Genomic DNA, 24,151 nt, shown 5'->3' with positions numbered 1-24,151 from the left:
CAGGCTGAGCACCGATGCCTCGATCTGTCGGGCCGACGAACACGGGGGGCCGGCTCTGCGCCACCGCAGAGCTCTACCGCACAGGCTGGATGAACAGCGGCCGGTGAAATCTGTCGGCGTGGTCGAACCGCTCCCAGCCCAGCGCCGTCCAAAAGCTGTCCGCCCCTTCGCTGTACGCGAAGAGTCGTCGCTCGGCGTGCCGCTCCTGAAGGGCGCGCACTACCCGGGTACCAACACCACGCCCCTGCGTTTCGCTGGCCACCTCGATGAACTGAATCTCCAAACGTTCGGAGCCGATCGCCGGCACCGCGGTGTATTCCGGATTGATACCGCCCGGGTCATCCAGCTCGACGCGGGCAACCTCGACACCGTCCACCAACACCTGCACGAACCACGGCTGGTCAACGTAGGACCGGACCTCGTCCCACCACCGTTCGTTCTCGTAAACGATGGACCAGTCGAACGGCGGGAGCCACGAGTACTGGTCCGCGGTGCCTCGCCGGTGGTCGATGAACTCTAGTGTCACTACGGACTCGCCTCTGGAATGGTTACTCGACCACGGGATCTGGCAGTAGCAGCGTGACCGCCGCTAGTCATCGAAGCGATGTAGCACGACCAGTTCAAAAGTGGCGCAGCCCAATTCGACCGCGCCACCGCGTGGATGCCTGGGGTACAGACGCTTTCAGCGACGAGCGTGGATGTTGAGTCTGATCGACTCACCGACGCGTTCCAATGACGAGCCCCCATCTGCCAGCGCGACGAGAGATACCTGATCATTGAGGCCGAAGGTCCCCCCGCGGGTGTGTTTGGCCCGGAACCGTTTCCACTTCTTCCAAACGGAGGAGTCTGCCGCCATCACCGCATCGACACACAGCGTCCATCCGGGCTGCTGGAGCGCCGTCGCCAATGCACTAGCGACCTCGTCAGGCACCTCCGTGCTGGGCTTGCGCGCCTCCAGGCCAAATTGTTGCCGCGTGTAGAAGTCATTGAGCGCGCCGCACGAATATCCGATGAAGACTCGTGCTGCTTCCTCGTACGTTGAATTGTGGACGATACGGAGGCGATCCACGAGGTAGGCGCCGAGCGCGTCTGCCTCGGCCGCTACCGAGGCCATCGCCTCGTGCATGCCCGCCCGCGTCCGCGCATAGTGGTGAAACGCCGCCGGATCCGTAAGGATGTCGGCGACCATCAGCAGATCCGTCAGGGATACGACCCAGGTCGGCCTATTGACATCTCTAGCCACTGCCAGTCCACCCGACGCGAACGGGTCTATGCGCTCGAACGTGACGATGACCGCGGTGCCGCCTGGCACGTCGTCCGAGAGCAGCTCGACCGGCCGCCCATTCTCGGTGGGTGCGAAAGATCTCCCGTCTTCATCGAGGATGTATGTCAGAGCGCGATCGGTCTGGTCGAGCGCCTCGCCGAGGATCGCTTTCAGCTTCGTGTCGACTCGGCCGGGGGCGCCACGCCGGCCGGACTCAGTCAGTGCGATCGCCTTGGCTTCGACAACCAGGGGCCACTCAGCACAGGCGAGAGTATCGATTTCGCCATGCTGGTCGGAAGCGAGATCGTAGTGCTGTGCCGAATGGACGTTCGAGGTCCCGAATACGGTCTGCAACGCCCCGGCGACCAAGCGCTCGTGTGCGTCCTGCCGGTGCTTGTAGTACTTCTGCGGGTCGAACACGCTGCTTTTGGGCTCGACGGCGAGGCGTTGGTGGATCACGGCCGACAGCGACCACGGGTCCGGAACGAGGTACATGCCGTCGTCAAGCTTGATGCAGGGATGGGTACGTGCCCGGTTCGAATCGCCGGGTGCGCGAAACTCCGGTTGACAGCCGTAATCCGTCGAGAAGAAGTCCAACATCGCGGTGATCTGCTCCACGGCGATGCCGGTGCTGGCGGCTACGTCGTCGGGATCCCACAGCGTGGCCGCGTTGAGCGCCTTGAGCCACGCCGCACCCGCCTCGGGATTCGGCGCGCCGCTGTTCAGCGCGTCGGTCAATGCATCGATCCCCGATGTGAAGGTCTGGTTGACCCAGCGGGTGTGCAGCCGAGTCGCCCGGATGACATCCGCGGGGTCGAAACCGAGTCCGTTCACGTAATAATCGCGATGCCGTCCGAACACCTCAGCATCGACTCGTTCGAGGTGCACCGCGTACCCGGGCATCCGGTCAGCTTGATACTCCAGCTTCAGCTGCTGCAGCAGAAGATCACGGTCCGCGTCGTCGGTGTTGGCGCTCTCTAGGGACGCGGTGATGATGCGCAATTGGTCCGCTTCGAAGATGTCGCTGACCAGCTGGCTCACTCGTTGCGTTACATCGGACGGGGTATCCGCGTCGCCAGGATCCACGGACAGCGCGACGCCCACGAGGTACTCAGCTTTGCCGGCCCACGCCGATGTGACGTCTCCATCGGCGAGGCTCTCTTCGCCGGTGAACGCGACCATCATCGCCGGTACCACCACCGAGTTGATGAGCTGGGTGAGGTCGCGACCGGCCATCAGGCCGCGTAACTCATCGATCAGCGCGGGCATCTCCTCGGGGTCGCACTGGCGACCCTGCGGGAATCCACCAATTCGAGACATGACGCGATCGTAAATCTCAGGTACGACAGTCTGCTTTGCTGATCGGAACTGCGGTTGGTTCAGCTGAAGTCATGCCGTCCGCAGATCGTCCGCAGTAGAGCTGACAACAACTTTTATTCATCAACACAACCAACGCTCTGAGCAGCAGGCTATCAATGCGCTCAACACAGCTTGTCGGTACAAACACCCTTGACGGTTCGTCAGCGTGGAGAAGGTCAACACGTTCTGAGCGCGTGAGAGCGCGGCCGAAGTCGGTGGACTGAATTCGGTCCGCGCTGGGTACCCGTTCGCCACCCTGGGCGTTCCCGCCTGTGAGCGGATTGCAGGATGTACGTTGCTGCAGTGGGGTTGATCAGCGTTGATCGAGGGGAGCGGTAATGAGCTTTACGGTGTGGCCGCCCGAGGTGAATTCGATACTGCTGCTTGACGGCCCGGGCCCGGGGCCGATGCTGGAGGCGGCGGCGGCCTGGGACGGCGTCGGCTCCGAATTGAGTTCGGCGGCCACCGCGTTCAGCTCGTTGACCTCAGACCTCGCCGGCCAGGCGTGGCAGGGCCCCGCGTCGGCGTCCATGACGAGCGCGGCCGCCCGCTACGTGAACTGGCTGGGCGGGGCGGCCGCGCAAGCCGAACAGTCGGCGGCCCAGGCTCGCGCGGCCGCCGTCGCGTACGAGTCCGCGCTGGCGACCATCGTGGACCCCGGAGTGATAACGGCCAATCGTGGCCAGCTGGTGTCGCTGGTGCTCTCGAACCTGTTCGGTCAGAACGCCCCGGCGATCGCGGCCGCCGAGGCCGACTACGAGCGGATGTGGGCCCAGGACGTCGCCGCGATGGGCGGATATCACGCCAGCGCGTCGGCAACCGTCGCGCAGCTGGGCTCGTGGGAGCAGGCGCTGGAGAGCCTGCCGGGTGAATTCGTCCAGGCAGTCGAAAGCGAATTCAACCACGTCGCCAACACGGTCTTCGGCACCATCTTCGGGGCGCCGGCCAATCCGCCCTTCTCGGCGACGCAGACGGGGACCTACACCGGCGGACCGTCCCTGGCCACCCGATTCGAAGAGGCCGCGCTGTACCCGGTGAAGCCGCTGCTGGGCTTCTTCCCCGGTCTGGAAGCTCAGCTTTCGGCCCCGAATTCGCCCTTCCTGCAGCTGTTCACGGGCGACAACCCGCTACTTGGGATAGGCCTGTCCAACACCCCGCCGCGGTTGTTGCCGCTGCTCCTCGGGGAAACGGTGCAGCACACCACCTACAACGGGATGAGCGTCATTCAGATCACGCCGGCCCATCCCAACGGCGACTACGTGGTGGCCATCCACGGCGGCGCGTTCATCTTCGCGCCGTCGATCTTCCACTGGCTCGACTACACGGTGATGGCCTACCAGACCGGCGCGACCATCGAGGTGCCGATCTACCCGCTGCTGCAGCAGGGCGGCACCGCCGGCACCGTGGTGCCCAACATGGCCGGCTTCATCAACTCGCAGGTCGCCGCACACCCCGGGCATGTCAGCGTGACCGGCGACTCCGCCGGCGGCAACCTGGCACTCGCGGCCCTCGAATACACGTTGGCCCAGAATCCGAATGCCGCCATGCCAACCTCGATGGTCCTGCTGTCCCCGTGGCTGGACGTCACGTTCAGCAACCCGAACATCGCGTTCGTCCAGGACCCGCTGCTGCCCGTCGCGCCCGGAATCCAGATCGGCAAGGAGTGGGCGGGCGGCCTATCGGTTACCGATCCCATGGTGAGCCCGCTTTATGCGTCATCTGCGGTACTTCACGGGCTCCCGCCGACATACGTCTACACCGGCAACCTGGACTCGCTGTCGCCCGACGTGCTTGTCCTGCAGCACAACGCCGCCCTGGCGAACGCACCGTTCAACTTCGTGCTGGCCAACGGCCAAATTCACGACTGGATCATCCTCACATTGGACGGTCCGCAGTACTGGGCGCAGATCGACCAGGAACTCGGCCTAACCGCCTAGCCCGTCCTGCGGCGCTTACGCCGAGCGAGGTACTCCGACCAGGAGCCCACCTCCGGGTGCTGCTTGAGCAACGCCCGCCGCTGGCGCTCGGTCATGCCGCCCCACACGCCGAACTCCATGTGGTTGTCGAGCGCGTCGGCGAGGCACTCGGCGGCAACCGGGCAGTGCCGGCAAATGGCGGCCGCTTTCCGTTGCGCCGCCCCGCGAACGAAGAGTTCGTCGGGATCGGTGGTGCGGCACAGCGCCTTTGACACCCATTCGACCCGGGCGTCGGACACCCCTGCGACAGAGGCGATGGTTACATCCCTGATGTTGGACACGTGGATCCTTCTGTCGGTTCCACCCCCGCAAATGACTATCCCGGGCAGTTTCGGCGCTGTCTGTCCGCCGACGGGTCGGCGCGTGGGATGAATCCCGCGTCCCCCGATTGGGGGAAACGGCGGCAACCCGTGTGTGACACTGGGCGGCATGGTCGGCCGGGCAACGACCGGGAAAGTGCGTGTGGTCGTGGGCGACGATCACCCGCTGTTTCGCGACGGAGTGGTGCGCGCGCTGACGTCGAGCGGCGAAGTGGACGTGGTGGCCGAGGCCGACGACGGTATCGCCGCCTTGGCCCTGATCAAGACGCATCTGCCGGACGTCGCGCTGCTGGATTACCGGATGCCCGGGATGGACGGCGCGAAGGTCGCGGCCGCGGTACGGGGTGACGAGCTGCCCACCCGGGTGCTGCTGCTGTCGGCGCACGACGAGTCGGCGATCGTCTTCCAGGCCCTGGCGGAGGGCGCCGCGGGATTCCTGCCCAAGGAATCGACGAAAACCGAGATCGTGCAGGGCGTGCTCGACTGCGCCGAGGGCCGCGACGTCGTGCCCGCGGCGCTTGCTGCCGGCCTGGCCGCGGAGATCCGCCGCCGCGGCGAAGCCCAGGCCCCGGCGCTCAGCCCACGCGAACGCGAGGTCCTGAATTTCATCGCCCAGGGCCTGAGCATTCCCGCGATCGCGTCGGAGCTGTACCTGGCGCCGTCCACGGTCAAAACCCACGTCCAGCGCTTGTACGAGAAACTCGGCGTCAGTGATCGCGCCGCGGCCGTCGCCGCCGCGATGCGACGCGGGTTGCTGGAATAGCATGGGCCGCTCGCTGGCTCATCTGGTCGACTTCGTAGCGGCCGAGCCCGTCCGCTTGTCGGCGTTTCTGCGCTTGCCGCTGATCGGTTTGATCGTCCTGTTGGTCTCGGTGTGGGAGGTCGAGCACTGGTTGCCGCTGGCTTACGCGGTGATCCTCGCCGCCTACAGCGTGGCCGCGCTGGTGTGGGTGGTGGTGGTGCTGCGCGGCCCGGTGCCGCCGTGGGCCGGCTGGGTGTCGACGGGCATCGACGTGCTGACCGTGGTGGCGCTGTGCGTCGTATCGGGTGGGGCCACCGTAGCGTTGCTGCCGGTGTTCTTCCTGCTGCCCATCTCGGTGGCGTTCCAGGATCGCCCCGCGCTGGCGGCCACGGTTGGAATCTGCACCGCCGTCGGGTATCTCGGTGTGTGGTTTGTCTACTCCAAGCGTGACGACAGCGTCGAGCTCCCCAGCGTGGTGTACACCCATTTCGGTTTGCTGTTGTGGTTGGCGGCCGCGATGACCGCGCTGTGTTATTTCCTGACGCGCGCCGCGGCGCGGGTGGCCGCATTGCTCGAGATGCGCCGCACGCTTGTCACGGAGTCGATGCGCGCCGACGAGCGCAACGCCCGGGCGCTGGCCGAGCACCTGCACGACGGACCGCTGCAAGATCTGCTGGCGGCGCGACTCGAACTCGAGGAGGCCCGCGAACGCTACACCGATGCGGGGCTGGAGGCCGCCTACCGGGCGGTGCAGGACACGGCGACCCAGCTGCGCGGCACGGTCACCGCACTGCATCCGCAGGTGCTCACCGAGGTGGGCCTCACCGCCGCGCTGCGTGAGCTGATTCGCGCCTACGAGCACCGCGGGAACTTCGCCATCGAAGCCGATCTCGAGGAGGTCGGCCGGCCGCGGTCGCAGTCCCTGCTTTATCGGGCGGCACGCGAACTGCTCGCCAACGCCAACAAGCACGCGCAAGCGAGCACCGTCAAGGTTCGCCTCACCCGCGCGGGCGACGCCATAACGCTGAGCGTCGTCGACGACGGAATCGGCTTCGATCCGGCCGTACTGGATCGATGCGTGGCCGACGGCCACATCGGACTGGCCTCGCTGGCCGTCCGCATCGACGCGATGGGCGGATCGATGAAGCTCACGTCGACGACGGGCGACGGGACGCGGGCGTCGGTGACCGCGCCCGCCGGAGCCGACTGAGCGCCGGCGAAAGGCCGTCTCGTCCGCGCGCCTGAGCTGGCCCGAAAGCGGTGTCAGTACCATCGGTGCCGTGGCATCCAACGGCCCACCGGACGACTTCCACAACCAGCGCACGCAGTATGCGAACTACGGCGCCCTGGGCGGGCCCCCGGGACCGGGTGAACCGCCCGCCGAACCACCGCCCGACCAGCCCGAGCAGCCCGAGGCGCTCGATCCCTTCGAAGCGGAGCCCGAGCCCACCCCGTGGTACCGGAAACCCGTCGGGATCATCGCCTGGATTGTCGCGGTCCTGATCCTGCTCGCCCTGATCGTCTACGGGCTCATGGAGCTGATCCAGGGCGGCCAGGGCACCAGCCCCAGCCCGAGCACCACGGGCAGCACCACCCCGACGACGACCACCACGACGACGGTGACGCCGACGACCACCGAATCGTCGGCGCCGCCGCCCAGCAGCAGCGCCGGCGAGCCGCCGGCACAACAGCCGACCCAGCAGCCCACGCACCAGCCAACCCAGCAGCAGCCGACGCACCGGCACCACATGCCCCAGCTACCGTCCGTGATCACCATTCCCGACGGGCCCGTGGTCACGCTGCCGCCGGGTCTTTCGCAGTGAGGTCCGCGTCATGAGCGAGGCGCTCGGGCTGTCGATCGGGGCGGCCAACCTGGTCGCGGTCCGTTCGGGCAGCGCCCCGGTGGTCCGCAGTTCGGTCCTGACGCTGTTCGAGAACCGGCCAACGGAAATCGGCCTGCCCGAGGAAAACCCGAACCTGTCCGAATCCGGGCTGGTGCTGCGCGGATTCGTCGAGCGGGTCGGGGACCGGGCTCCGCTGGTGGCGGCCGACGGGACGAAGTACCTGGGCGAGGTGCTGACGGTCGAGGCGATCGAAGCCATGGCGCGCACGGTCGGCTACGGCACCCCCGTCACAGTCGCGGTGCCCGCGTACTGGTCGGAGGCCCAGACCGCCGCGCTGCGCGACGAATTCTTCGCCCAGCCGGACCTGACCCGCGGCGGCGTGGCACCGGCCTTGATCTCCGACGCCACGGCCGCGCTGGCGACGCTGCGCGCCAACCCGGGATTTCCGGCCGGCGTCGTCGCGGTGTGCGATTTCGGCGCCAGCGGCACCAGCGTCACGTTGATCAACGCCGGGTCGACCCTTGCCCAGATCGGTCCGTCGGTGCGCTACACCGACTTCTCCGGCGACGGGATCGATCAGCTCATCCTCGACTACGTGCGCTCGGGCGGCTCCGACGCCACCAGCACCGACCTGGCCGGCACCGCGCGCATCGGTGCGCAGGCGCGCCAGCTCGCCGAATGCCGCCGCGCCAAGGAGCAGCTGTCGAGCACCAGCGCTTCCGCGGGCGACGTCCGGCTTTCCCGCGCCGAACTCGAACAGCTCATCTCCCAACCGCTGGACGGATTCCTCGGCACCGTGGAAGATACGTTGCAGCGCAACGGGATTCAACGACCCGACCTGGCGGCCGTGGCGGCCGTCGGTGGGGGCGCCGGCATCCCGCTGATCGCCGCGCGCCTGTCGGAGCGGCTGCGGGTGCCCATCCACACCGCGCCGCAGCCCGCTTTCGCCGCCGCCGTCGGCGCGTCGGTGCTGGGCCAGCAGCAGGCCGCGGCGGGCGTCGCGACCGCCGCGAGCCCCGTCGTGGAAAACCCGACCGAACTGGTCGAGACCGCCAAGGTCGTCGACGGCGGACCCGCCCTGGCGTGGTCGGCGGACGCCGATGACTCCGCCGAGCCGGTGCCGTACGTCGGACCCGACATGACCGGCGAATACGGCCGGGAGCCAACGGGATTGGGCGACACCGACAGCCGCCGCCCGGCCGCCGTGGCCGCGACGCTGCCGTGGTACAAGCGCACCGCGCTGGTGCTGAGTGTCGTCGGCGCGGCCGCGGCCGTGCTGCTCGCGGTGGTGCTGGCGCTGACCCTGGGCCACCCGAAAACCACCCCGACCAACAACACGCCGCCCACCGAACCGGCGCCGCCGCAGACGTCGCAAACGGAGACGATCACGGAGCCCAACGGCACCACCACCGTGACGGTGCTCCCGCCGCCGCCCGCGCCGTCGTCGTCGACGACGACCCAGCCGCCGACCACGACGACCAGCAGTCCGCCGCCCAGCACGACCACGACGACGGCGGCGCCGACCACCACGAGCGCCCCGCCGACCACGACGTCGCAGGCGACCACCACCGCGGCCCCGACGACCACCCGGCAACGGCCGCTGCCGCTACCCCTGCCGCAACCGCCGTTCGGGCGTTAGCCGCAGGCCACGGCCGCCGCCGGGCGGCAACTTAGGGCAACCTATCTCGCGTCGAAAGCTACCCAGATGTCACTATGAGCAAGCCTTAGTAGGCAAACAAACTAGGAATTGGGGAGACCTTCTGTGACCACGCAAACGCTCATCAGACTGATCATCGGACTGGGCATGACCGTGGTGGTGGGCGCTTTCGCCGCCCGCCGGGTGTTGTGGCTGAACAAGCTGGTCATGTCCGGCCAGCCGGCCAGCGGGCGCGCCGACCATGTCGGCGACCGCATCTGGACCGAACTCTCCGAGGTGTTCGGCCAGCGCAAGCTGCTAAAGTGGTCGCTGCCCGGCCTGGCGCACTTCTTCACGATGTGGGGATTCTTCATCCTGCTGACGGTCTACATCGAGGCCTACGGCGTGCTGTTCCAGCCGAACTTCCACATTCCGATCATCGGCCGCTGGGACGCACTGGGCGCCCTGCAGGACTTCTTCGCGCTGGCCGTGCTGACCGGCATCGTGACCTTCGCGATCATCCGGCTGCGCACCGAGCCGAAGGAGTACGGCCGCCAGTCCCGCTTCTACGGCTCACACACCGGCGGCGCGTGGCTGATCCTGTTCATGATCTTCAACGTCATCTGGACCTACGCCATCTTCCGCGGCGCGTCGGTGAACGCCCTCGGCGACGAATTCCCGTACGGCCGCGGCGCTTTCTTCAGCCACTTGATGGGCTCGCTGCTGCACCCGTTGGGTCACAACACCAACGAGATCGTCGAGACCGTCGCCCTGATGCTGCACATCGGCGTCATGCTGGCCTTCCTGCTGATCGTGTTGCACTCCAAGCACTTACACATCTTCCTGGCGCCCATCAACGTCATCTTCAAACGTCTGCCCGACGGGCTCGGCCCGCTGCTGCCGATCGAGTCCGACGGCAAGCCGATCGACTTCGAAAACCCGCCCGACGACGCCCAATTCGGGCGCGGCAAGATCGAAGACTTCACCTGGAAGGGCATGCTCGACTTCGCCACCTGCACCGAGTGTGGGCGCTGCCAGTCGCAATGCCCGGCCTGGAACACCGGAAAGCCGCTGTCGCCCAAGCTCGTCATCATGGACCTGCGCGACCACTGGATGGCCAAGGCTCCATACATCCTGGGCGACAAGGAGACTCCGCTCGAGAACACCCCGGAGGGCGGGGTCGCCGAGAACCTGAGCGGCGAGAAGCACGCGGAGGAGCATCACGTCCCCGAGTCGGGCTTCGGACGCGTGATGGGCTCCGGACCGGAGCAAGCGACCCGCCCGCTGGTCGGCACCGCCGAGCAGCGCGGCGTCATCGACCCTGACGTGCTGTGGTCCTGCGTGACGTGCGGTGCCTGCGTCGAGCAGTGCCCGGTGGACATCGAGCACGTCGACCACATCGTCGACATGCGCCGCTACCAGGTGATGATGGAGTCGGAGTTCCCCTCGGAGCTGTCGGTGCTGTTCAAAAACCTTGAGACCAAAGCCAATCCGTGGGGCCAGAACGCCTCGGACCGCACCAACTGGATCGACGAGGTCGACTTCGACGTCCCGGTCTACGGCGAGGACGTCGACAGCTTCGACGGCTACGAGTACCTGTTCTGGGTGGGCTGCGCGGGCGCCTACGACGACAAGGCGAAGAAGACCACCAAGGCGGTCGCCGAACTGCTGGCCGTCGCCGGCGTGAAGTACCTGGTGCTGGGCACGGGCGAGACCTGCAACGGCGACTCCGCGCGGCGGTCGGGCAACGAGTTCCTGTTCCAGCAGCTGGCCGCCCAGGCTGTCGAGACCCTGGACGGGCTGTTCGAGGGCGTGGAGACCGTCGACCGCAAGATCGTTGTGACGTGCCCGCACTGCTTCAACACCCTGGGCAAGGAGTACCGGCAGCTGGGCTCCAACTACACCGTGTTGCACCACACGCAGCTGCTCAACCGGCTGATCCGCGACAAGAAGCTGGTGCCCGTTACCTCTGTCTCCCAGGAGATCACCTACCACGACCCGTGCTACCTGGGCCGGCACAACAAGGTGTACGAGGCGCCGCGCGAGCTGATCGGCGCCGCCGGAGCCACGCTCACCGAAATGCCGCGCCACGCCGAGCGCAGCTTCTGTTGCGGCGCGGGCGGTGCGCGCATGTGGATGGAAGAGCACATCGGCAAGCGGATCAACCACGAACGCGTCGATGAGGCCCTGGCGACCGGCGCCACCACCATCGCCACCGGTTGCCCCTTCTGCCGGGTGATGGTCACCGACGGCGTCAACGACCGCCAGGAAGAGGCCGGCCGCAGCGGCGTCGAGGTGCTCGACGTCGCCCAGGTGCTGCTGGGGTCGATCGAGTACGACAAGGCGACGCTGCCCGAAAAGGGCACGGCCGCCAAGGAGGCGAAGAAGCGGGCCGCCGCGGCGCCCAAGGCATCCGCCCCGGCCGCGCCCGCCGAGGCGCCCGCCGTGGCCGAGGAACCCGTTAAGGCCGCCGAGGCCGAGCCGGCCAAGGCCGCGGCCCCGGCTCCCGCCGCGCCCGCCAAGGGGTTGGGCATCGCCGGCGGCGCCAAGCGACCCGGCGCCAAGAAGGCAGCGCCCGCCGCGAAGGCGACCGAGGCGCCCGCCGAAGAGGTTGCGGCTCCGGCGGCGCCCGCCGCGCCCGCCGCGCCCGCGAAGGGGCTCGGTCTGGCCGCGGGTGCCAAGCGGCCCGGCGCCAAGAAGGCCGCTCCGGCGGCGCCCGCGGCCAAGGCAACCGAGGCGCCCGCCGAGCCGGCCGCACCCGCCGAAGCCAGCGCTCCCGCGGCGCCCGCCGCACCGGTGAAGGGGCTCGGCATCGCCGCCGGCGCCAAGCGACCCGGCGCCAAGAAGGCCGCACCTCCCGCCAAGGCCGCCGAAGCCCCGGCCGAGCAACCGGAGGCCAAGGCCGAGCCCGAGCAAAAGCCCGAGCAAAAGCCGGAGCCCGACGGTGACGCGGCACCGCCGGCGGCTCCCGTAAAGGGCCTGGGCATCGCGCGTGGCGCCCGCCCACCGGGCAAGCGTTAACTCAGGACGCCAAGCCGAGAAACACCACCAGCGACCGTTCGATGTCTGCCATGAGCGTTGCGGACACGCGACCGATCCGCGTTCCGAGGTTTGAGCGGCGGACCGTCGTGATCTTGTCGATCATGGCGAAGCTTGGCTGTGCGATGCCGGTTGTCGTCGGGACCGCGATTCGTGCCACCGCCGCGCCGGCGACCGTTGTCGCGGTCAGCGGGATGACGACGACGGATTCCGTCGCGGCGAACAGGTCGTCCTGGACGATGATCGCCGGACGCGGCTCGGCCGCATAGACACCCCCCGAGACGGTCCACAGCTCGCCACGGTTCATCCGTCGTCGTCCAGTGACGTCAGATCGTCCGAGATCGCCTCGACAAATTCCATGTCGTCGCTATGCCGGTCGGCTTCGGCCAGCGCCAACGCTTCCCGGTTTGCTTCCGCTGCGAACTGCGCCGACCGGACGTCCGGCACCCACATCTGGACCGGGCGGTAGCCGCGTTCGCGCATGCGGCGACGGTATTCGGCGGCGCGCGAAGTGGAGGTTCTGCCCATCCCTCGATGTTGCATGAAACATGTGTTGCATGCAACGATTCGATGCCGGCCAGCAAATTCGGTGGACAACGATGGCACCATAGGTACGTGAGTACTCACCAGCTGCCCGCGCACGTCACCGGCCATCACCGGCAGCGGTCCTTCGCGCAGTCGTCCAAACTGCAGGACGTCCTGTACGAGATCCGCGGCCCGGTGCATCAGCACGCCGCGCGGCTGGAGGCCGAGGGACACCGCATCCTCAAGCTCAACATCGGCAACCCGGCGCCGTTCGGCTTCGAGGCGCCCGACGTCATCATGCGCGACATGATCCAGGCCCTGCCCTACGCGCAGGGCTACTCCGACTCGCAGGGCATCCTGCCCGCCCGGCGCGCGGTGGTCACCCGCTACGAGCTGGTCGAGGGCTTTCCCCGGTTCGACGTCGACGACGTCTACCTGGGCAACGGGGTATCCGAGCTCATCACGATGACCCTGCAGGCCCTGCTCGACAACGGCGACCAGGTGTTGATCCCGGCGCCGGACTACCCGCTGTGGACGGCGTCGACGTCGCTGGCGGGCGGCACCCCCGTGCATTACCTGTGCGACGAGACCCAGAACTGGCAGCCGGACATCGCCGACCTGGAGTCCAAGATCACCGAGCGCACCAAGGCGCTGGTCGTGATCAACCCGAACAACCCCACCGGCGCCGTCTACAGCCGCGAGATCCTCACCCAGATGGTCGACCTGGCGCGCAAGCACCAGCTGCTGCTGCTGGCCGACGAGATCTACGACAAGATCCTTTACGACGACGCCAAGCACATCAGCCTTGCCACGCTGGCGCCCGACATGTTGTGCCTGACCTTCAACGGCCTGTCGAAGGCCTACCGGGTCGCCGGCTACCGGGCCGGCTGGCTGGCGATCACCGGGCCCAAGGAGCACGCCAGCAGCTTCATCGAGGGAATCAGCCTGCTGGCCAACATGCGGCTGTGCCCCAACGTTCCCGCGCAGCACGCGATCCAGGTCGCCCTCGGCGGCCACCAGAGCATCGAGGACCTCGTCCTTCCCGGCGGCCGGCTCCTCGAGCAGCGCGACGTCGCCTGGACCAAGCTCAACGAGATCCCCGGGGTGTCCTGCGTCAAACCCGAGGGCGCACTGTACGCGTTTCCCCGGCTGGATCCCGAGGTCTACGACATCGAGGACGACGAGCAGCTGGTCCTCGAGCTGCTGTTGTCCGAGAAGATCCTGGTCACCCAGGGCACCGGATTCAATTGGCCGGCACCTGACCACCTTCGCATCGTGACCCTGCCGTGGTCGCGCGACCTCGCCGCCGCGATCGAGCGGCTGGGCAACTTCCTGGCCGGCTACCGGCAGTAACAAGTTCCCGGCCTCCGCTCCACCGATGGAGCAGCGGGTGGGGCGCGACCGGCTACGCGCGCTGAAACATAGGGAAATCCCTGATTTCTCCGGCCCAATTCATCAATACGCTCGCGCTATGCGACCGACGAGCAGGCCTTGGAAACGACCGGTCGCCGCAGCGGCGGGGGCGGCGGGACTGCTCCTTGCGCTCACGGCCCCCGCCCGGGCGCTCCCGATGATGCCGCTCGCTCCCGCCGAAGACTGCAACTTCACCACGGCGGTTCAGGTGCTCAATCAGGACGACGGTCTCGAGGTCGTCTTGCCGTCCAACGGACCGACGACGATCCAGGGGGACGCCTCCTACTCGCGCCCCGGCCAAAACGGTTTCACCAAGGGCGTCGCCAACGGCAACCTCACGGGCAACACGATCGAGATCCACGTGACCTGGAGTGGCCCGTTTCTTTTCAGCCACTACAAGGGCCAGGTCAACCCTGACAATTCCGCGAGCGGCACCGTCACCAATAGCAACGGGAACAACGCCACTACTGGCTGGCACACCAAGTTCAGCGATCGCATTAAGTGCAAGGCCTCGCCGCAGGCGCCCGTGCCGCCAGCGCCCGTTCCACCGGCGGCCGCTGCCTTGACCGCCACGGTGAACGCCGACACCGATCTGTATGACAAGTCAAACGACAACGGTGACGCGCATGTGATTGGCATGCTCAAAAAGGGCCAGGTTGTGAAGGTCGTGAGTGCGTGTACTCGAAACGCTTGGTGCATACTCACCCAACCCAAGGGCGCCGCATGGGGAAGGGACCTGACCAACAACTGACGACAATGCCCACGGCGCGCGCGCCCAGCCAGTAAAGCCGCCATACGGAATGCCCGGGCTGCCGTCGGGGGCCGGAGCCGCCCTTTACCCTCGACCGGGTGGCGCACTCACATTCGCACAGCCTCTCGTCGGTACCGTCTCGGCTGGATCCGCTGCCCGCCAAGATCGTCGTCGGGCTGCTGGTCGCCATCGGAGTGACCGTGATCGCCGGTGCGGTGCTGCTCTGGCCGAGCCGCCAGCACGTCGACATCCCCATGCCGTTCCAGAACGCGGCCGGCGGCGCCGTGAGCACGCAGAAGGGCCACGTGCTGTCGAGCGCGCTGGGTGACTGCGGCAGCCCGTCGGCGGGTCAGGTACTCACCACCGCCCCGCAGTCGGCGGCCCCCGGCGCCGGGCGATGCGTCCAGACCCTGATCGCCATCGACTCCGGCCCGAACGCCGGCGCCAAGACGCTGCTGGAGTCTTCCCCCGGTCCCGGCCAGCCCCACTTCGGGGCCGGCGACCGCATCCGGCTCGTCCGGCAGGTCGACGAGCAGGGCACCACCAGCTACGCCTTTTACGACTTCGAGCGCGGCTGGCCGCTGGTTGGCCTCGCGGTCGCGTTCGCGGTGGTGATCGTCGCCGTGGCCCGCTGGCGCGGGCTGCTCGCGCTGGTCGGCATCGTGGTCGCGTTCCTGGTGCTGCTGGTGTTCCTGCTGCCGGCGCTGCGCGAAGGCGCCCCCGCCGTCCCCGTCGCGCTGGTGGCGTCCGCCGCAATCCTCTACGCGGTGATCTACCTGGCCCACGGGGTGAGCCTGCGGACCAGCGCCGCCCTGCTGGGCACCCTGTCGGCCTTGCTGCTGGCCGCCGGATTATCTTGGGCAGCAGTCGATTTGGCCCATCTCACCGGGTTGTCGGACGACCAGAACGGCCAGGTCTCGGCGTATCTGGGCAACGTGTCGATCAGCGGGCTGCTGCTCGCCGGGTTCATCATCGGCTCACTGGGTGTGCTCAACGACGTGACGGTGACGCAGGCGTCGACGGTCTTCGAGCTGGCCCATCTCGGCGGCTCCCGGCGGGCCATCTTCGTGGGCGCGATCCGGGTGGGCCGCGATCACATCGCCAGCACGGTCTACACGCTGGTGCTGGCCTACGCCGGCACGTCGCTGCCGTTGCTGCTGCTGTTCAGCGTGTCCAACCGTTCGCTCGGTGACGTGCTGATCAGCGAGAGCGTGGCCATCGAACTCGCCCGCTCCGCGGTCGGCGGCATCGCGCTGGCGCTCTCGGTGCCGTTGACGACGGCGATCGCGGCCGCGCTGGCCAAACCTGAACCGGCGCCGGTCAGCGCCGCTGTTCCAGCAGCCCCAACAGGTAGTCGCCATAACCGGACTTGACCAGGGTGCGGGCGCGCTCGGCCAGCTCCTCGTCGCTGATCCAGCCCTGCAGCCACGCGATTTCCTCGGGGACGCTGACCTTCAGCCCCTGCCGTCGCTCCAGCGTGCGGACGTAGTCGCTGGCGTCCAGCAGCGAGTCGAAGGTGCCGGTGTCCAGCCACGCCGTCCCGCGGGCCATCACCTCGACCGAGAGCCGGCCGCGGTTGAGGTAGATCTGGTTGACCTCGGTGATCTCGTACTCGCCGCGCGCCGATTTCTTCAGGTTCTTGGCGATCTCGATCACGTCGTTGTCGTAGAAGTACAGGCCGGGCACCGCGTACTGGGACTTCGGGGTGGCCGGCTTCTCCTCCAGGGACAGCGCCATGCCATCGTCGCTGAATTCGACGACACCGTAGGCCGACGGGTTGGCCACCCAATAGGCGAAAATCGCTCCGCCGTCTATGTTTTGGAAGCGGCTCAGGCTGGTACCCAGGCCCGGGCCGTAGAAGATGTTGTCGCCCAACACCAAAGCGGCCGACTCGTTGCCGAGATGGTTGGCGCCGAGCACGAACGCCTGGGCCAGACCCTCGGGTTGGTGCTGCTGCACGTAGCTGAGGTTGATGCCGAATTGCGAACCGTCACCGAGGAGCCGCTCGAAACCGGCCGCGTCGTGCGGGGTGGTGATCACCAGGATGTCGCGGATGCCGGCCATCATCAGCGTGGACAGCGGGTAGTACACCATCGGCTTGTCGTAGACCGGCAACAGCTGCTTGCTGATGCCGATCGTGATCGGATGAAGACGGGTGCCCGACCCGCCGGCCAGGATGATGCCACGCATAAGTGCCTCTCTGTTTGACCCCCCTAATTTACGAAGTCGTCCTCGGTGAGCTCCGTCGCCTCCAGCGCCGCCGCCAAATCCTCGTGCCGGAACACCGACGTGACGTGATCGTGGACCACCCGGAACGCCGACGCGGCGTTGGTGACCTCTCCACCGGGGGCGCTGACCTTCTCTTCGACGACGACGATGCCGTCGTGCACGTACATGCGGCCGGGTTCGGCCGTGCCCTCGCGGGAACCGGCCCACCTGCGCAGCGCCGCATGACCCTGTGCGGCCCCGTGGGCGTCGCCGATCTCGATGTCGTCGCTGGACAAGGCCACCAGGGTTTCCAGGTCCGAAGCGTTGAGGGCGTCGTGCCACGCCAGAACGGTGGCGATCTCCGATGTGCTCATGGTCAGCAAGCTACCGTGTCCGCCTGAGTTATAGAGGCGTACGGTCCAGCCAGTTCTGCCACACGGCGTCGTCGCCGAACAGCTCGATACCGGTGTCGGCCAGCGCGACCCGGCGCACCAGCGCCAGCAACAGTTCGGTGGCGCCGCCGCGCAGCGCCGCGCTGCCCTTGCCGTGCTCGTGCGACCAGGTGATCGCGCCGCCGTCGACCGCGATCGTCCATTCGCCGGCGTCGCCCAGCCCGGGGTCGGTGGCGTGCAGATGGAGGGTGGCGCCGGCCTCGAGCGGCAGCGGCCCCCCGTCGCCTCCAGCCTGAATCGCCACGCGCTCAAGCCATTCCGTTATCGCGTCGGCCGCGATCTCGGCACGCAGGGTGAATTCGCGTCCGGAGGCGATGGCGGCGTCGGCGCGGTGCACCGCCGTCTCGTGCAGCCGGCGCCGGACCCACCAGTTCGCCGGGCGGGTCCCGAGGAACGTCCACACCGGCGTTTCCACGCCCGACAGCTCGACGGCGTCCACCAGCCGCTGCGCGCCGCCGTGCAGCCAGGAGATCGCGTCGGCCGGATCCGGGGGCGGCTTGCCGCCCTCGACCGTGCGGGGATCCAGGTATTCCTGCAGCCGGTCGCGCACGATTTGCGCCGCCCACCGATCGCCGCGCCCGACATGGCGCAACAGCTGGGTGACGTTCCAGCCCGGGCACGTCGGCACGGGCGTGGACTCGTCGACACCGCGGAAAAGCTCCGCGAAGGCCCGGTTTTCGTTGAGGAACTCGGCGGCGTAGTCCACGCGGTCAGGCTACTCGCCGGCGCCGAGGCGGTTGATCCAGTGCGACAAGACGGCGATCGGGATAACGTCCGTCGTGTCATCGACGGACGAAAGGCGGGGGCATGTCGTTTGTGATCGCGGTACCCGAGTCGCTGGGGGCGGCGGCGTCCGATCTGGCTCGCATCGGCGCGACGGTGAGTACGGCCAACGCGGTCGCGGCGGCCTCGACGACGCAGGTGGCGGCCGCGGGCGCCGACGAGGTTTCGGCGGCGATCGCGTCGCTGTTTTCCGGCCAGGCGCTGGACTTTCACGCGCTGACCACCCGGGCGGCGGCGTTGCATGACCAGTTCGTGCAGGCCTTGGGCGGGGGCGCGGCCTCCTACGCCGGCGCCGAGGCCGCCAACGTCCAGCAGACCCTGATGAACGCGATCAACGCGCCCACCGAGGCGCTGTTCGGGCGCCCGCTGGTCGGCAACGGCGCCAACGGGGCCCCGGGAACCGGGCAGAACGGCGGCGACGCCGGGATCTTGATCGGCAACGGCGGCGCGGGCGGCTCGGGCGGGGCCAGCCACCCCAACGGCGGCAACGGCGGGGCCGCCGGGCTGTTGGGGGCGGCGGGCGCGGGCGGCGCCGGCTGGTCGGGAACCGTCGGCGGCAACGGCGGAAACGGGGGGGCCGGCGCGCTGTTCGGCGCCGGCGGCGCCGGCGGTGCCGGCGGGTTCTCCACCGGTTTGGGTGTCCCCGGCGGGAACGGCGGCAACGGCGGGACGGGCGGGATCTTCGGCGCCGGCGGGAACGGCGGCGCGGGCGGGCTCTCGGCCAGCGGCGTCGGCGGGAACGGCGGCGTCGGCGGGAATGGCGGGATGTTCAGCATCGCCAGCAACGGCGGGATCGGCGGGCCCACCCAGCCCACCGGCGGCGCCGGCGGGGCCGGCGGCACCGGTGTCACCGGCGGGGGTAACGGCGGGGCCGGCGGGAACGGTGGCCTGCTCGGTGCCGGCGGGGTCGGCGGGGCGGGCGGCACCGGCCTCCACGGAAACGGCGGTAACGGCGGCGACGGCGGGGCCGGGGTGGTGTGGGGGAACGGCGGCGCCGGGGGTGCCGGCGGCACGGGCAGCACCGGCGATGGCGGTTCCGGCGGCGCCGGCGGCGCCGGCGGCATGTTCGAGGGCTCGGCGGGCGCCGGGGGCTCCGGCGGCACCGGCTCCGTCAACGGTGGCGCCGGCGGCCATGGCGGCAACACGAGGGGCATCTCCGGCAACGGCGGTGACGGCGGCGCCGGCGGTACCGGGATCACGGGCCACGGGGGGGCCGGGGGCGACGCCGGCAACTCCGGTCCGGTCCAGGGCACCGCCGGGCGCGGCGGGAACGGCGGCGTCGGGGGCGGCGGCGCCGGTGGCGCCGGCGGCAACGGCGGCAACGCCGCCGGAATCTCGGGCAGCGGCGGCGCGGGCGGGGCCGGCGGTGCCGGTGAGACCACCGGCGGGAACGGCGGCCACGGCGGCAACGCGGCGCTGGTCGGCTACGGCGGGGACGGCGGCCCCGGCGGCCAGGGCGTCACGGGCCGCGGCGGTGACGGCGGTAACGGCGGGGGCGCCGTGCTGGTCGGCAACGGCGGCACCGGCGGCAACGCCGGGATCGGCATGCCGGAGGGCAACGCCGGCACCGGTGGCGCGGGTGGTGTGTTCGGCTCGGCCGGGAACAACGGCCTGACGTAACGAGCTAGGTCCGCCGCGCCCCGAGCCGGAACACCCGCCACCCCGCCTGCTGCCAGCGGGCGGCGTCGAGGCAGTTGCGGCCGTCGACGACGACGCGGGCCCGCACCCGATCGGCCAGGTCGTTCGGGTCGAGGTCGACGAATTCCCGCCACTCGGTGAGCACCAGCACCGCATCCGCGCGCTCGCAGGCCTCTTCGACCGACACCGCGTAGTTCAGCGTGGGGAAGAGCCGCTGCGCGTTGTCCAGCGCTTTGGGGTCGTACACATTGACCGCGGCGCCGTTGAGCTGAAGCTGCCCGGCGACGTTGAGCGCGGGCGAGTCGCGGACGTCGTCGGATTCGGGCTTGAACGCCGCGCCCAGCACGGCGATGTTGGCGCCCAGCAACGAGCCGCCGCACGCGGTGGTGGCCAGCTCGACCATCCGGGTGCGCCGGCGCATGTTGATGCTGTCCACCTCGCGCAGGAACGTCAGCGCCTGGTCGGCGCCCAGCTCACCGGCGCGGGCCATGAACGCGCGGATGTCCTTGGGAAGGCAGCCACCGCCGAAACCCAAACCGGCATTGAGGAATTGGCGCCCGATGCGCGGGTCGTAGCCCAGCGCGTCGGCCAGCACGCTGACGTCGGCGCCCGCCGCCTCGCACACCTCGGAGATCGCGTTGATGAACGAAATCTTGGTTGCCAGAAAGGCATTGGCGGAAACCTTGACCAGTTCGGCGGTCTGCAGATCGGTCACCAGGAACGGCACGCCGGCGTCCAGCAGCGGGCCGTACAGCTCGCGCGCCGCCGCCTCGGCGCGCGTCGAACCCGGTTGGATCCCGAGCACGATGCGGTCCGGGTGCAGGGTGTCGTGTACGGCGTAGCCCTCGCGCAGAAACTCGGGGTTCCAGGCGGTTTCGACGTCGACCCCGGGACGCGCCACCGCGGCCGCCCGCTGGTTGAGCTCGGCCGCGGTACCCACCGGCACCGTCGACTTGCCGATCAGCACCGACGGACGGGTCAGCATGGGCACCAGCGTGTCGATGACCGCGTGGACGTGGCAGAGGTCGGCGCCGTATTCGCCCTTCTTCTGCGGCGTGCCCACGCCCAGAAAGTGCACGTCGGCGAACTCGGCGGCCATCTCGTAGTCGGTGGTGAACTGCAGACGTCCGGCAGCGAGGTTGTCGGCCAACAACTTTCGCAGGCCGGGCTCGTAGAACGGGATGTCGCCGCCGGCCAGCTTGGCCACCTTGCCGGCGTCGATGTCCACGCCGACGACGTCGTGTCCCAGCTCGGCCATCCCCGCTGCATGCGTGGCACCCAGGTAACCGGTGCCAAATACGGTGCATCGCATACCACCGTGTGTAGGTGGCCGCGATGAGCTAACTGCATCGCGCCGCTAATCGGGAGGCAAACGGCAGATGACAGGTGGCGCTAAAACGCCTAGTGGTGCCCGCCGCCGTGGCCGCCGCCGAACCCACCGCCGCCGCCGAAGCCGCCACCGCCGTGGCCTCCGCCGCCGCCGGGGAAGCCGGGGAAGCCGCCGCCGCCGCCGCGCGGCCCGTCCTCACCGCCGCCGCGAGGCCCGAATCCGCCGCCGGGCGGGCCGAACACGCCTCCCGGCGGGCCGCCGATGCCCGGGATGGGCAACGGAATCGGCACGGGGATGGGCGCGACGGCCGGGGGCGGCGCGGGAGCGGGCACCGGGGCCTCCGGCACCGGGATTGGAGCGGGCGCGGGCGCCTCGGGGATCGGTGCGGGCGCCGGAGCCTGTTGTATCGGGACCGGGGCCGGCGCCGGGGCCTCGGGAACCGGCGCGGGCGCCGGAACCGGGGCAGCCTCGGGTGCCGGGGCCGCGGGGGCCGGCGCCGGGGCTGCGGGCGCTGGAGCGGGAGCCGCCGGCGCCGGAGCGACCACGTTGTGCCCGGGGGCGGGCTGCACTCCGGCGGTCGGGCGGATCGCGACGGCCAGCGACACCACGAGTGCGGTCACGCCGACGACGAAGATCGTCGCCAGCGCGCTGCCCAGCAGGCGGAAGGACCCGCGCTCGCGAGCGCCCGCGCCGACCAGCTGCGTCGCGTGCTCGCCGGTGTAGGCCTCGTCGAAGTCGTCGGCGACGGCGCTGTAGGCGAGCGCGTTCCTATCCATGGTGGCCGGCGTGTCGAAGTAGCCGGGGGCCACCGCGAACGGGTCGATCGCGCCGGTGCCCGGGTCCTGGGCGTAGGCCAGCGCCGCGGTGGACGAGGCGAACAGCGGCGCGTTCGCCGACGCCAGCGCCGCGCCGCGGGCCAGCGCGGTGTCCGGCTCCTCGGGCGCCGAGAGCGGCAGCGTCGTCGCCGCCTCCAGCGCCGGCTTGATCATCGGGATGTCGATGCCGGAGCCCATGACGAACACGGCGTCGGGCCGCGCCTCTAGCGCCTCGGCCCCGGCGACCATCGAGGCCAGCTGAGTCACCGCCGCCTCGTCGTCGCTGGGCAGCGCCTGCCGGTACACATCGGTGACCGAGCCGTCGGCGCTGTCGACGACCGCCAGGGTCGCCGTGTCGGGCTCGATGTACAGCAGCGCCGTGCGGGCATAGTTCGTGTGGTTGCCGACCGTTTGGGCCAGTGCGGCCGCGGCCAGGAAGGACGAGACCAACATCACGTTCTCGACCTTGTGGGCGGCCAGCGCGTCACGCAGCGCGGCGGCCTCGATCGGGTCGGTGAACGTGACGCCCGTCGACGCCAGTTGGTACCCGCCCTCGGCGGCGCCCTCGCGGGTTCCCAGGATCGCCGAGACTACCTGGTCGGCCGCGGTAATGGTTGCCGCATCGTCGTCGGCGGCAACATCGAAATTGTCCTCGTCGACGGTCGCGCCGTCGCCGTTTTCGCCTTCGACCAGCACCATACGGACGGCCGTCGGTGCCATCGACACGCCAAGTACGGTGTCCAAAGCTCCTCCATCGTCGTTCGCTAGCCATCGCGGGCGGGGGACGTGCTCGTTGCGAGCGTCAGCGACTGCGATACGCCTAGAGTCCCCACCCTGTATTCCCCTAGTCCCCCGATTTTACGCGGTTTCGCCCCCTTGGCGACCCGGGCTAGGGGCCCAGGATTCCGTGCCCCAGGTGGTGGCGGAGCCACGCCCAATGGTCGTCGTGATCGTCGTCCCTGGGCAGCGGCGGCAGCCACTGCGGCAGGGGGTTGGAGCTCGGTCCCGGGTTCGGCGCGGGGGCGGCCGGCACCGGGGCCGGCGGCGGGGCTTTCGGTGGCGGGGCCGCCTGGGTCGCCGGGGCGACGACGTTCTTGCCGACGTCGGGTCGCTGGTCGACATGCGGGCGAATGCCGAGGGCGAGCGCCACCGCCAGGGCCACGGCGCCGACGACGAGTATCGCGGCCGCGCCGATGATCGCCAACATCTTTCGGCCGCCGCGCTCGGCGGGCTGCAGGTGGTCGTCGGGCGCGGGGTCGGCCTCGGCGCTGTAGGCCAGCTCGCGCACCGGCTCCCGGACGTATGGCATCTCGACCGTGCTCGGCGCTCCCAACTGCTCGTTCGCCGATGCCAGCGCGGCGCCCCGCGCCAGGGCCATCTCGGGTTCCTCGGGGACCGTCACCGACAGCGACGTCGCCCCGTCCAGCGCGGGCTTGATCGGCGCGATGTCGACGCCGGCGCCGACGACGAATACGCCATCGGGGCGGGCGCGCATCGATTCGGCGCCCGCGACCAACGCGGCGAGCTCCGCCCGCGCCGCACTCTCGCCGTTGGGCAGGGGCTTGCGCTGCACGTCGGCGACCGACCCGTCCGACGTGTCGACGACGGCAAGAGTCGCCGTGGCCGGCTCGACGAACAGCAGCGCGGTGCGGGCGCAGTTGGTCGCGCTCCCGACCGCCTGAGCCAGCGCCGCGGCGGCCATGAACGCCGAGACCAGCATGACGTTCTCGATCTTGTGCGCCGCCAACGCGTTTCGCAGCGCGGCGGCGGCCGGCTGATCGGTCCACGTCACCCCGCTGGACCTCAACCGATAACCACCCTCGGCCGCGCTTTCGCGGGTGCCCAGGATGGCCTCGATCACTTGATCGACCGCGGCGGCATGCGGCATTGGAAAGTCGGCCTGATCGACGGTGACGCCGCCGGCACCTTCACCTTCGACGAGCACCATGCGGACCGTCTCGGGCGCCAGGGACACCCCAAGGACGACGTCCACCAATCCCCCCATTCTCCAAACTGCTTCGCTGACAATCTGATTGCCCCACCCCTAGTCCGCCAC

20 protein-coding genes and 1 pseudogene are annotated in these 24,151 nt (G+C 69.3%); 10 read left to right on the top strand and 11 right to left on the bottom strand.

Features of this window, described 5'->3' with window-relative positions:
* Positions 1-73: 73 nt before the first annotated feature.
* Both AC5Y7V_RS03970 and AC5Y7V_RS03965 read right to left on the bottom strand, forming a co-directional pair.
* On the bottom strand, positions 74-526 hold the full coding sequence (locus tag AC5Y7V_RS03970) for a GNAT family N-acetyltransferase (RefSeq protein WP_499878720.1): 453 nt from the start codon (positions 524-526) through the stop codon (positions 74-76).
* A gap of 156 nt (positions 527-682) precedes the next feature.
* On the bottom strand, positions 683-2,533 hold the full coding sequence (locus AC5Y7V_RS03965) for a hypothetical protein (protein ID WP_499878719.1): 1,851 nt from the start codon (positions 2,531-2,533) through the stop codon (positions 683-685).
* 428 nt (positions 2,534-2,961) lie between these two features.
* Here AC5Y7V_RS03965 and lipY point away from each other — a divergent pair, with 428 nt between their 5' ends.
* Complete coding sequence (lipY, locus tag AC5Y7V_RS03960) at positions 2,962-4,560, top strand: triacylglycerol lipase LipY (protein WP_499878718.1); 1,599 nt, start codon at positions 2,962-2,964, stop codon at positions 4,558-4,560.
* Here lipY and AC5Y7V_RS03955 read toward each other — a convergent pair.
* A complete protein-coding gene (locus tag AC5Y7V_RS03955; protein ID WP_499878717.1) occupies positions 4,557-4,880 on the bottom strand; it encodes a WhiB family transcriptional regulator in 324 nt (107 codons plus the stop codon). The genes lipY and AC5Y7V_RS03955 overlap by 4 nt on opposite strands.
* A 148-nt stretch (positions 4,881-5,028) precedes the next feature.
* Between AC5Y7V_RS03955 and AC5Y7V_RS03950 the strand changes: the two genes are divergently transcribed.
* The 5 genes from AC5Y7V_RS03950 (at position 5,029) to AC5Y7V_RS03930 (ending at position 12,162) form a co-directional block, all read left to right on the top strand.
* Positions 5,029-5,682: a response regulator gene (locus AC5Y7V_RS03950; RefSeq protein ID WP_499878716.1), complete on the top strand. Its 654-nt coding sequence runs from the start codon at positions 5,029-5,031 to the stop codon at positions 5,680-5,682.
* A gap of 1 nt (position 5,683) precedes the next feature.
* Positions 5,684-6,871 (top strand): sensor histidine kinase, encoded by a 1,188-nt coding sequence (locus AC5Y7V_RS03945; protein ID WP_499878715.1) that lies wholly within the window; start codon positions 5,684-5,686, stop codon positions 6,869-6,871.
* Positions 6,872-6,941: 70 nt separating this feature from the next.
* Positions 6,942-7,484 carry a hypothetical protein gene (locus AC5Y7V_RS03940; protein WP_499878714.1) on the top strand — a complete coding sequence of 181 codons (543 nt, stop codon included), beginning with the start codon at positions 6,942-6,944 and terminating at the stop codon, positions 7,482-7,484.
* A gap of 10 nt (positions 7,485-7,494) precedes the next feature.
* Positions 7,495-9,144, top strand: coding sequence for an Hsp70 family protein (locus AC5Y7V_RS03935; RefSeq protein ID WP_499878713.1), 1,650 nt, complete (start codon positions 7,495-7,497; stop codon positions 9,142-9,144).
* A gap of 123 nt (positions 9,145-9,267) precedes the next feature.
* Positions 9,268-12,162 carry a (Fe-S)-binding protein gene (locus tag AC5Y7V_RS03930; protein WP_499878712.1) on the top strand — a complete coding sequence of 965 codons (2,895 nt, stop codon included), beginning with the start codon at positions 9,268-9,270 and terminating at the stop codon, positions 12,160-12,162.
* A gap of 1 nt (position 12,163) precedes the next feature.
* Here the strand turns inward: AC5Y7V_RS03930 and AC5Y7V_RS03925 are convergent, their stop codons facing one another.
* Together AC5Y7V_RS03925 and AC5Y7V_RS03920 are read right to left on the bottom strand one after the other, a co-directional pair.
* On the bottom strand, positions 12,164-12,487 hold the full coding sequence (locus tag AC5Y7V_RS03925; protein ID WP_499878711.1) for a type II toxin-antitoxin system PemK/MazF family toxin: 324 nt from the start codon (positions 12,485-12,487) through the stop codon (positions 12,164-12,166).
* A complete protein-coding gene (locus AC5Y7V_RS03920) occupies positions 12,484-12,708 on the bottom strand; it encodes an antitoxin MazE-like protein (RefSeq protein WP_499878710.1) in 225 nt (74 codons plus the stop codon). Before AC5Y7V_RS03920 ends, AC5Y7V_RS03925 begins: the two co-directional genes overlap by 4 nt.
* Positions 12,709-12,769: 61 nt before the next feature.
* Between AC5Y7V_RS03920 and AC5Y7V_RS03915 the strand changes: the two are divergent.
* From AC5Y7V_RS03915 to AC5Y7V_RS03905, 3 genes and pseudogenes are all read left to right on the top strand, one after another.
* Positions 12,770-14,058 (top strand): annotated as a pseudogene (locus AC5Y7V_RS03915) (pyridoxal phosphate-dependent aminotransferase).
* Between the two features lie 25 nt (positions 14,059-14,083).
* Positions 14,084-14,869, top strand: coding sequence for a hypothetical protein (locus AC5Y7V_RS03910; RefSeq protein ID WP_499878709.1), 786 nt, complete (start codon positions 14,084-14,086; stop codon positions 14,867-14,869).
* A 98-nt stretch (positions 14,870-14,967) separates the two neighbouring features.
* Complete coding sequence (locus AC5Y7V_RS03905; protein ID WP_499878708.1) at positions 14,968-16,242, top strand: YibE/F family protein; 1,275 nt, start codon at positions 14,968-14,970, stop codon at positions 16,240-16,242.
* On the opposite strand, the gene rfbA is transcribed toward AC5Y7V_RS03905, so the two are convergent.
* Genes rfbA through AC5Y7V_RS03890 form a run of 3 tightly spaced genes read right to left on the bottom strand, consistent with a single transcriptional unit; the run spans position 16,190 to position 18,235 of the window.
* Positions 16,190-17,059, bottom strand: coding sequence for a glucose-1-phosphate thymidylyltransferase RfbA (gene rfbA / locus AC5Y7V_RS03900; protein ID WP_499878707.1), 870 nt, complete (start codon positions 17,057-17,059; stop codon positions 16,190-16,192). The genes AC5Y7V_RS03905 and rfbA overlap by 53 nt on opposite strands.
* A gap of 23 nt (positions 17,060-17,082) precedes the next feature.
* Positions 17,083-17,451 carry a nuclear transport factor 2 family protein gene (locus tag AC5Y7V_RS03895; RefSeq protein WP_499878706.1) on the bottom strand — a complete coding sequence of 123 codons (369 nt, stop codon included), beginning with the start codon at positions 17,449-17,451 and terminating at the stop codon, positions 17,083-17,085.
* Positions 17,452-17,479: 28 nt separating this feature from the next.
* The gene (locus AC5Y7V_RS03890) at positions 17,480-18,235 is read right to left on the bottom strand and encodes a maleylpyruvate isomerase family mycothiol-dependent enzyme (protein ID WP_499878705.1); all 756 of its coding nucleotides are present in this window, start codon (positions 18,233-18,235) and stop codon (positions 17,480-17,482) included.
* Positions 18,236-18,336: 101 nt separating this feature from the next.
* Between AC5Y7V_RS03890 and AC5Y7V_RS03885 the strand changes: the two genes are divergently transcribed.
* Positions 18,337-19,932: a PE family protein gene (locus AC5Y7V_RS03885; protein WP_499878704.1), complete on the top strand. Its 1,596-nt coding sequence runs from the start codon at positions 18,337-18,339 to the stop codon at positions 19,930-19,932.
* Between the two features lie 4 nt (positions 19,933-19,936).
* Here AC5Y7V_RS03885 and AC5Y7V_RS03880 read toward each other — a convergent pair whose 3' ends face one another.
* From AC5Y7V_RS03880 to AC5Y7V_RS03870, 3 genes are all read right to left on the bottom strand, one after another.
* Positions 19,937-21,262, bottom strand: coding sequence for a UDP-glucose dehydrogenase family protein (locus tag AC5Y7V_RS03880; protein ID WP_499878703.1), 1,326 nt, complete (start codon positions 21,260-21,262; stop codon positions 19,937-19,939).
* An 89-nt stretch (positions 21,263-21,351) separates the two neighbouring features.
* Positions 21,352-22,839 carry a DUF7159 family protein gene (locus AC5Y7V_RS03875; protein ID WP_499878702.1) on the bottom strand — a complete coding sequence of 496 codons (1,488 nt, stop codon included), beginning with the start codon at positions 22,837-22,839 and terminating at the stop codon, positions 21,352-21,354.
* A gap of 145 nt (positions 22,840-22,984) precedes the next feature.
* On the bottom strand, positions 22,985-24,088 hold the full coding sequence (locus AC5Y7V_RS03870; RefSeq protein ID WP_499878923.1) for a DUF7159 family protein: 1,104 nt from the start codon (positions 24,086-24,088) through the stop codon (positions 22,985-22,987).
* Positions 24,089-24,151 lie beyond the last annotated feature (63 nt).

The sequence above is a fragment of the Mycobacterium sp. NGS34 genome (assembly GCF_059812845.1).
This window is presented reverse-complemented; position numbering and strand designations above follow the sequence as displayed.

Coding starts and splice junctions, on each gene's coding strand:
- AC5Y7V_RS03880 (WP_499878703.1), bottom strand. CDS start 21,262: ATGCGATGCACCGTATTTGGCACCGGTTACCTGGGTGCCACGCATGCA.
- AC5Y7V_RS03935 (WP_499878713.1), top strand. CDS start 7,495: ATGAGCGAGGCGCTCGGGCTGTCGATCGGGGCGGCCAACCTGGTCGCG.
- AC5Y7V_RS03945 (WP_499878715.1), top strand. CDS start 5,684: ATGGGCCGCTCGCTGGCTCATCTGGTCGACTTCGTAGCGGCCGAGCCC.
- AC5Y7V_RS03885 (WP_499878704.1), top strand. CDS start 18,337: ATGTCGTTTGTGATCGCGGTACCCGAGTCGCTGGGGGCGGCGGCGTCC.
- lipY (WP_499878718.1), top strand. CDS start 2,962: ATGAGCTTTACGGTGTGGCCGCCCGAGGTGAATTCGATACTGCTGCTT.
- AC5Y7V_RS03950 (WP_499878716.1), top strand. CDS start 5,029: ATGGTCGGCCGGGCAACGACCGGGAAAGTGCGTGTGGTCGTGGGCGAC.
- AC5Y7V_RS03925 (WP_499878711.1), bottom strand. CDS start 12,487: ATGAACCGTGGCGAGCTGTGGACCGTCTCGGGGGGTGTCTATGCGGCC.
- AC5Y7V_RS03895 (WP_499878706.1), bottom strand. CDS start 17,451: ATGAGCACATCGGAGATCGCCACCGTTCTGGCGTGGCACGACGCCCTC.
- rfbA (WP_499878707.1), bottom strand. CDS start 17,059: ATGCGTGGCATCATCCTGGCCGGCGGGTCGGGCACCCGTCTTCATCCG.
- AC5Y7V_RS03910 (WP_499878709.1), top strand. CDS start 14,084: ATGGAGCAGCGGGTGGGGCGCGACCGGCTACGCGCGCTGAAACATAGG.
- AC5Y7V_RS03965 (WP_499878719.1), bottom strand. CDS start 2,533: ATGCCCGCGCTGATCGATGAGTTACGCGGCCTGATGGCCGGTCGCGAC.
- AC5Y7V_RS03920 (WP_499878710.1), bottom strand. CDS start 12,708: ATGGGCAGAACCTCCACTTCGCGCGCCGCCGAATACCGTCGCCGCATG.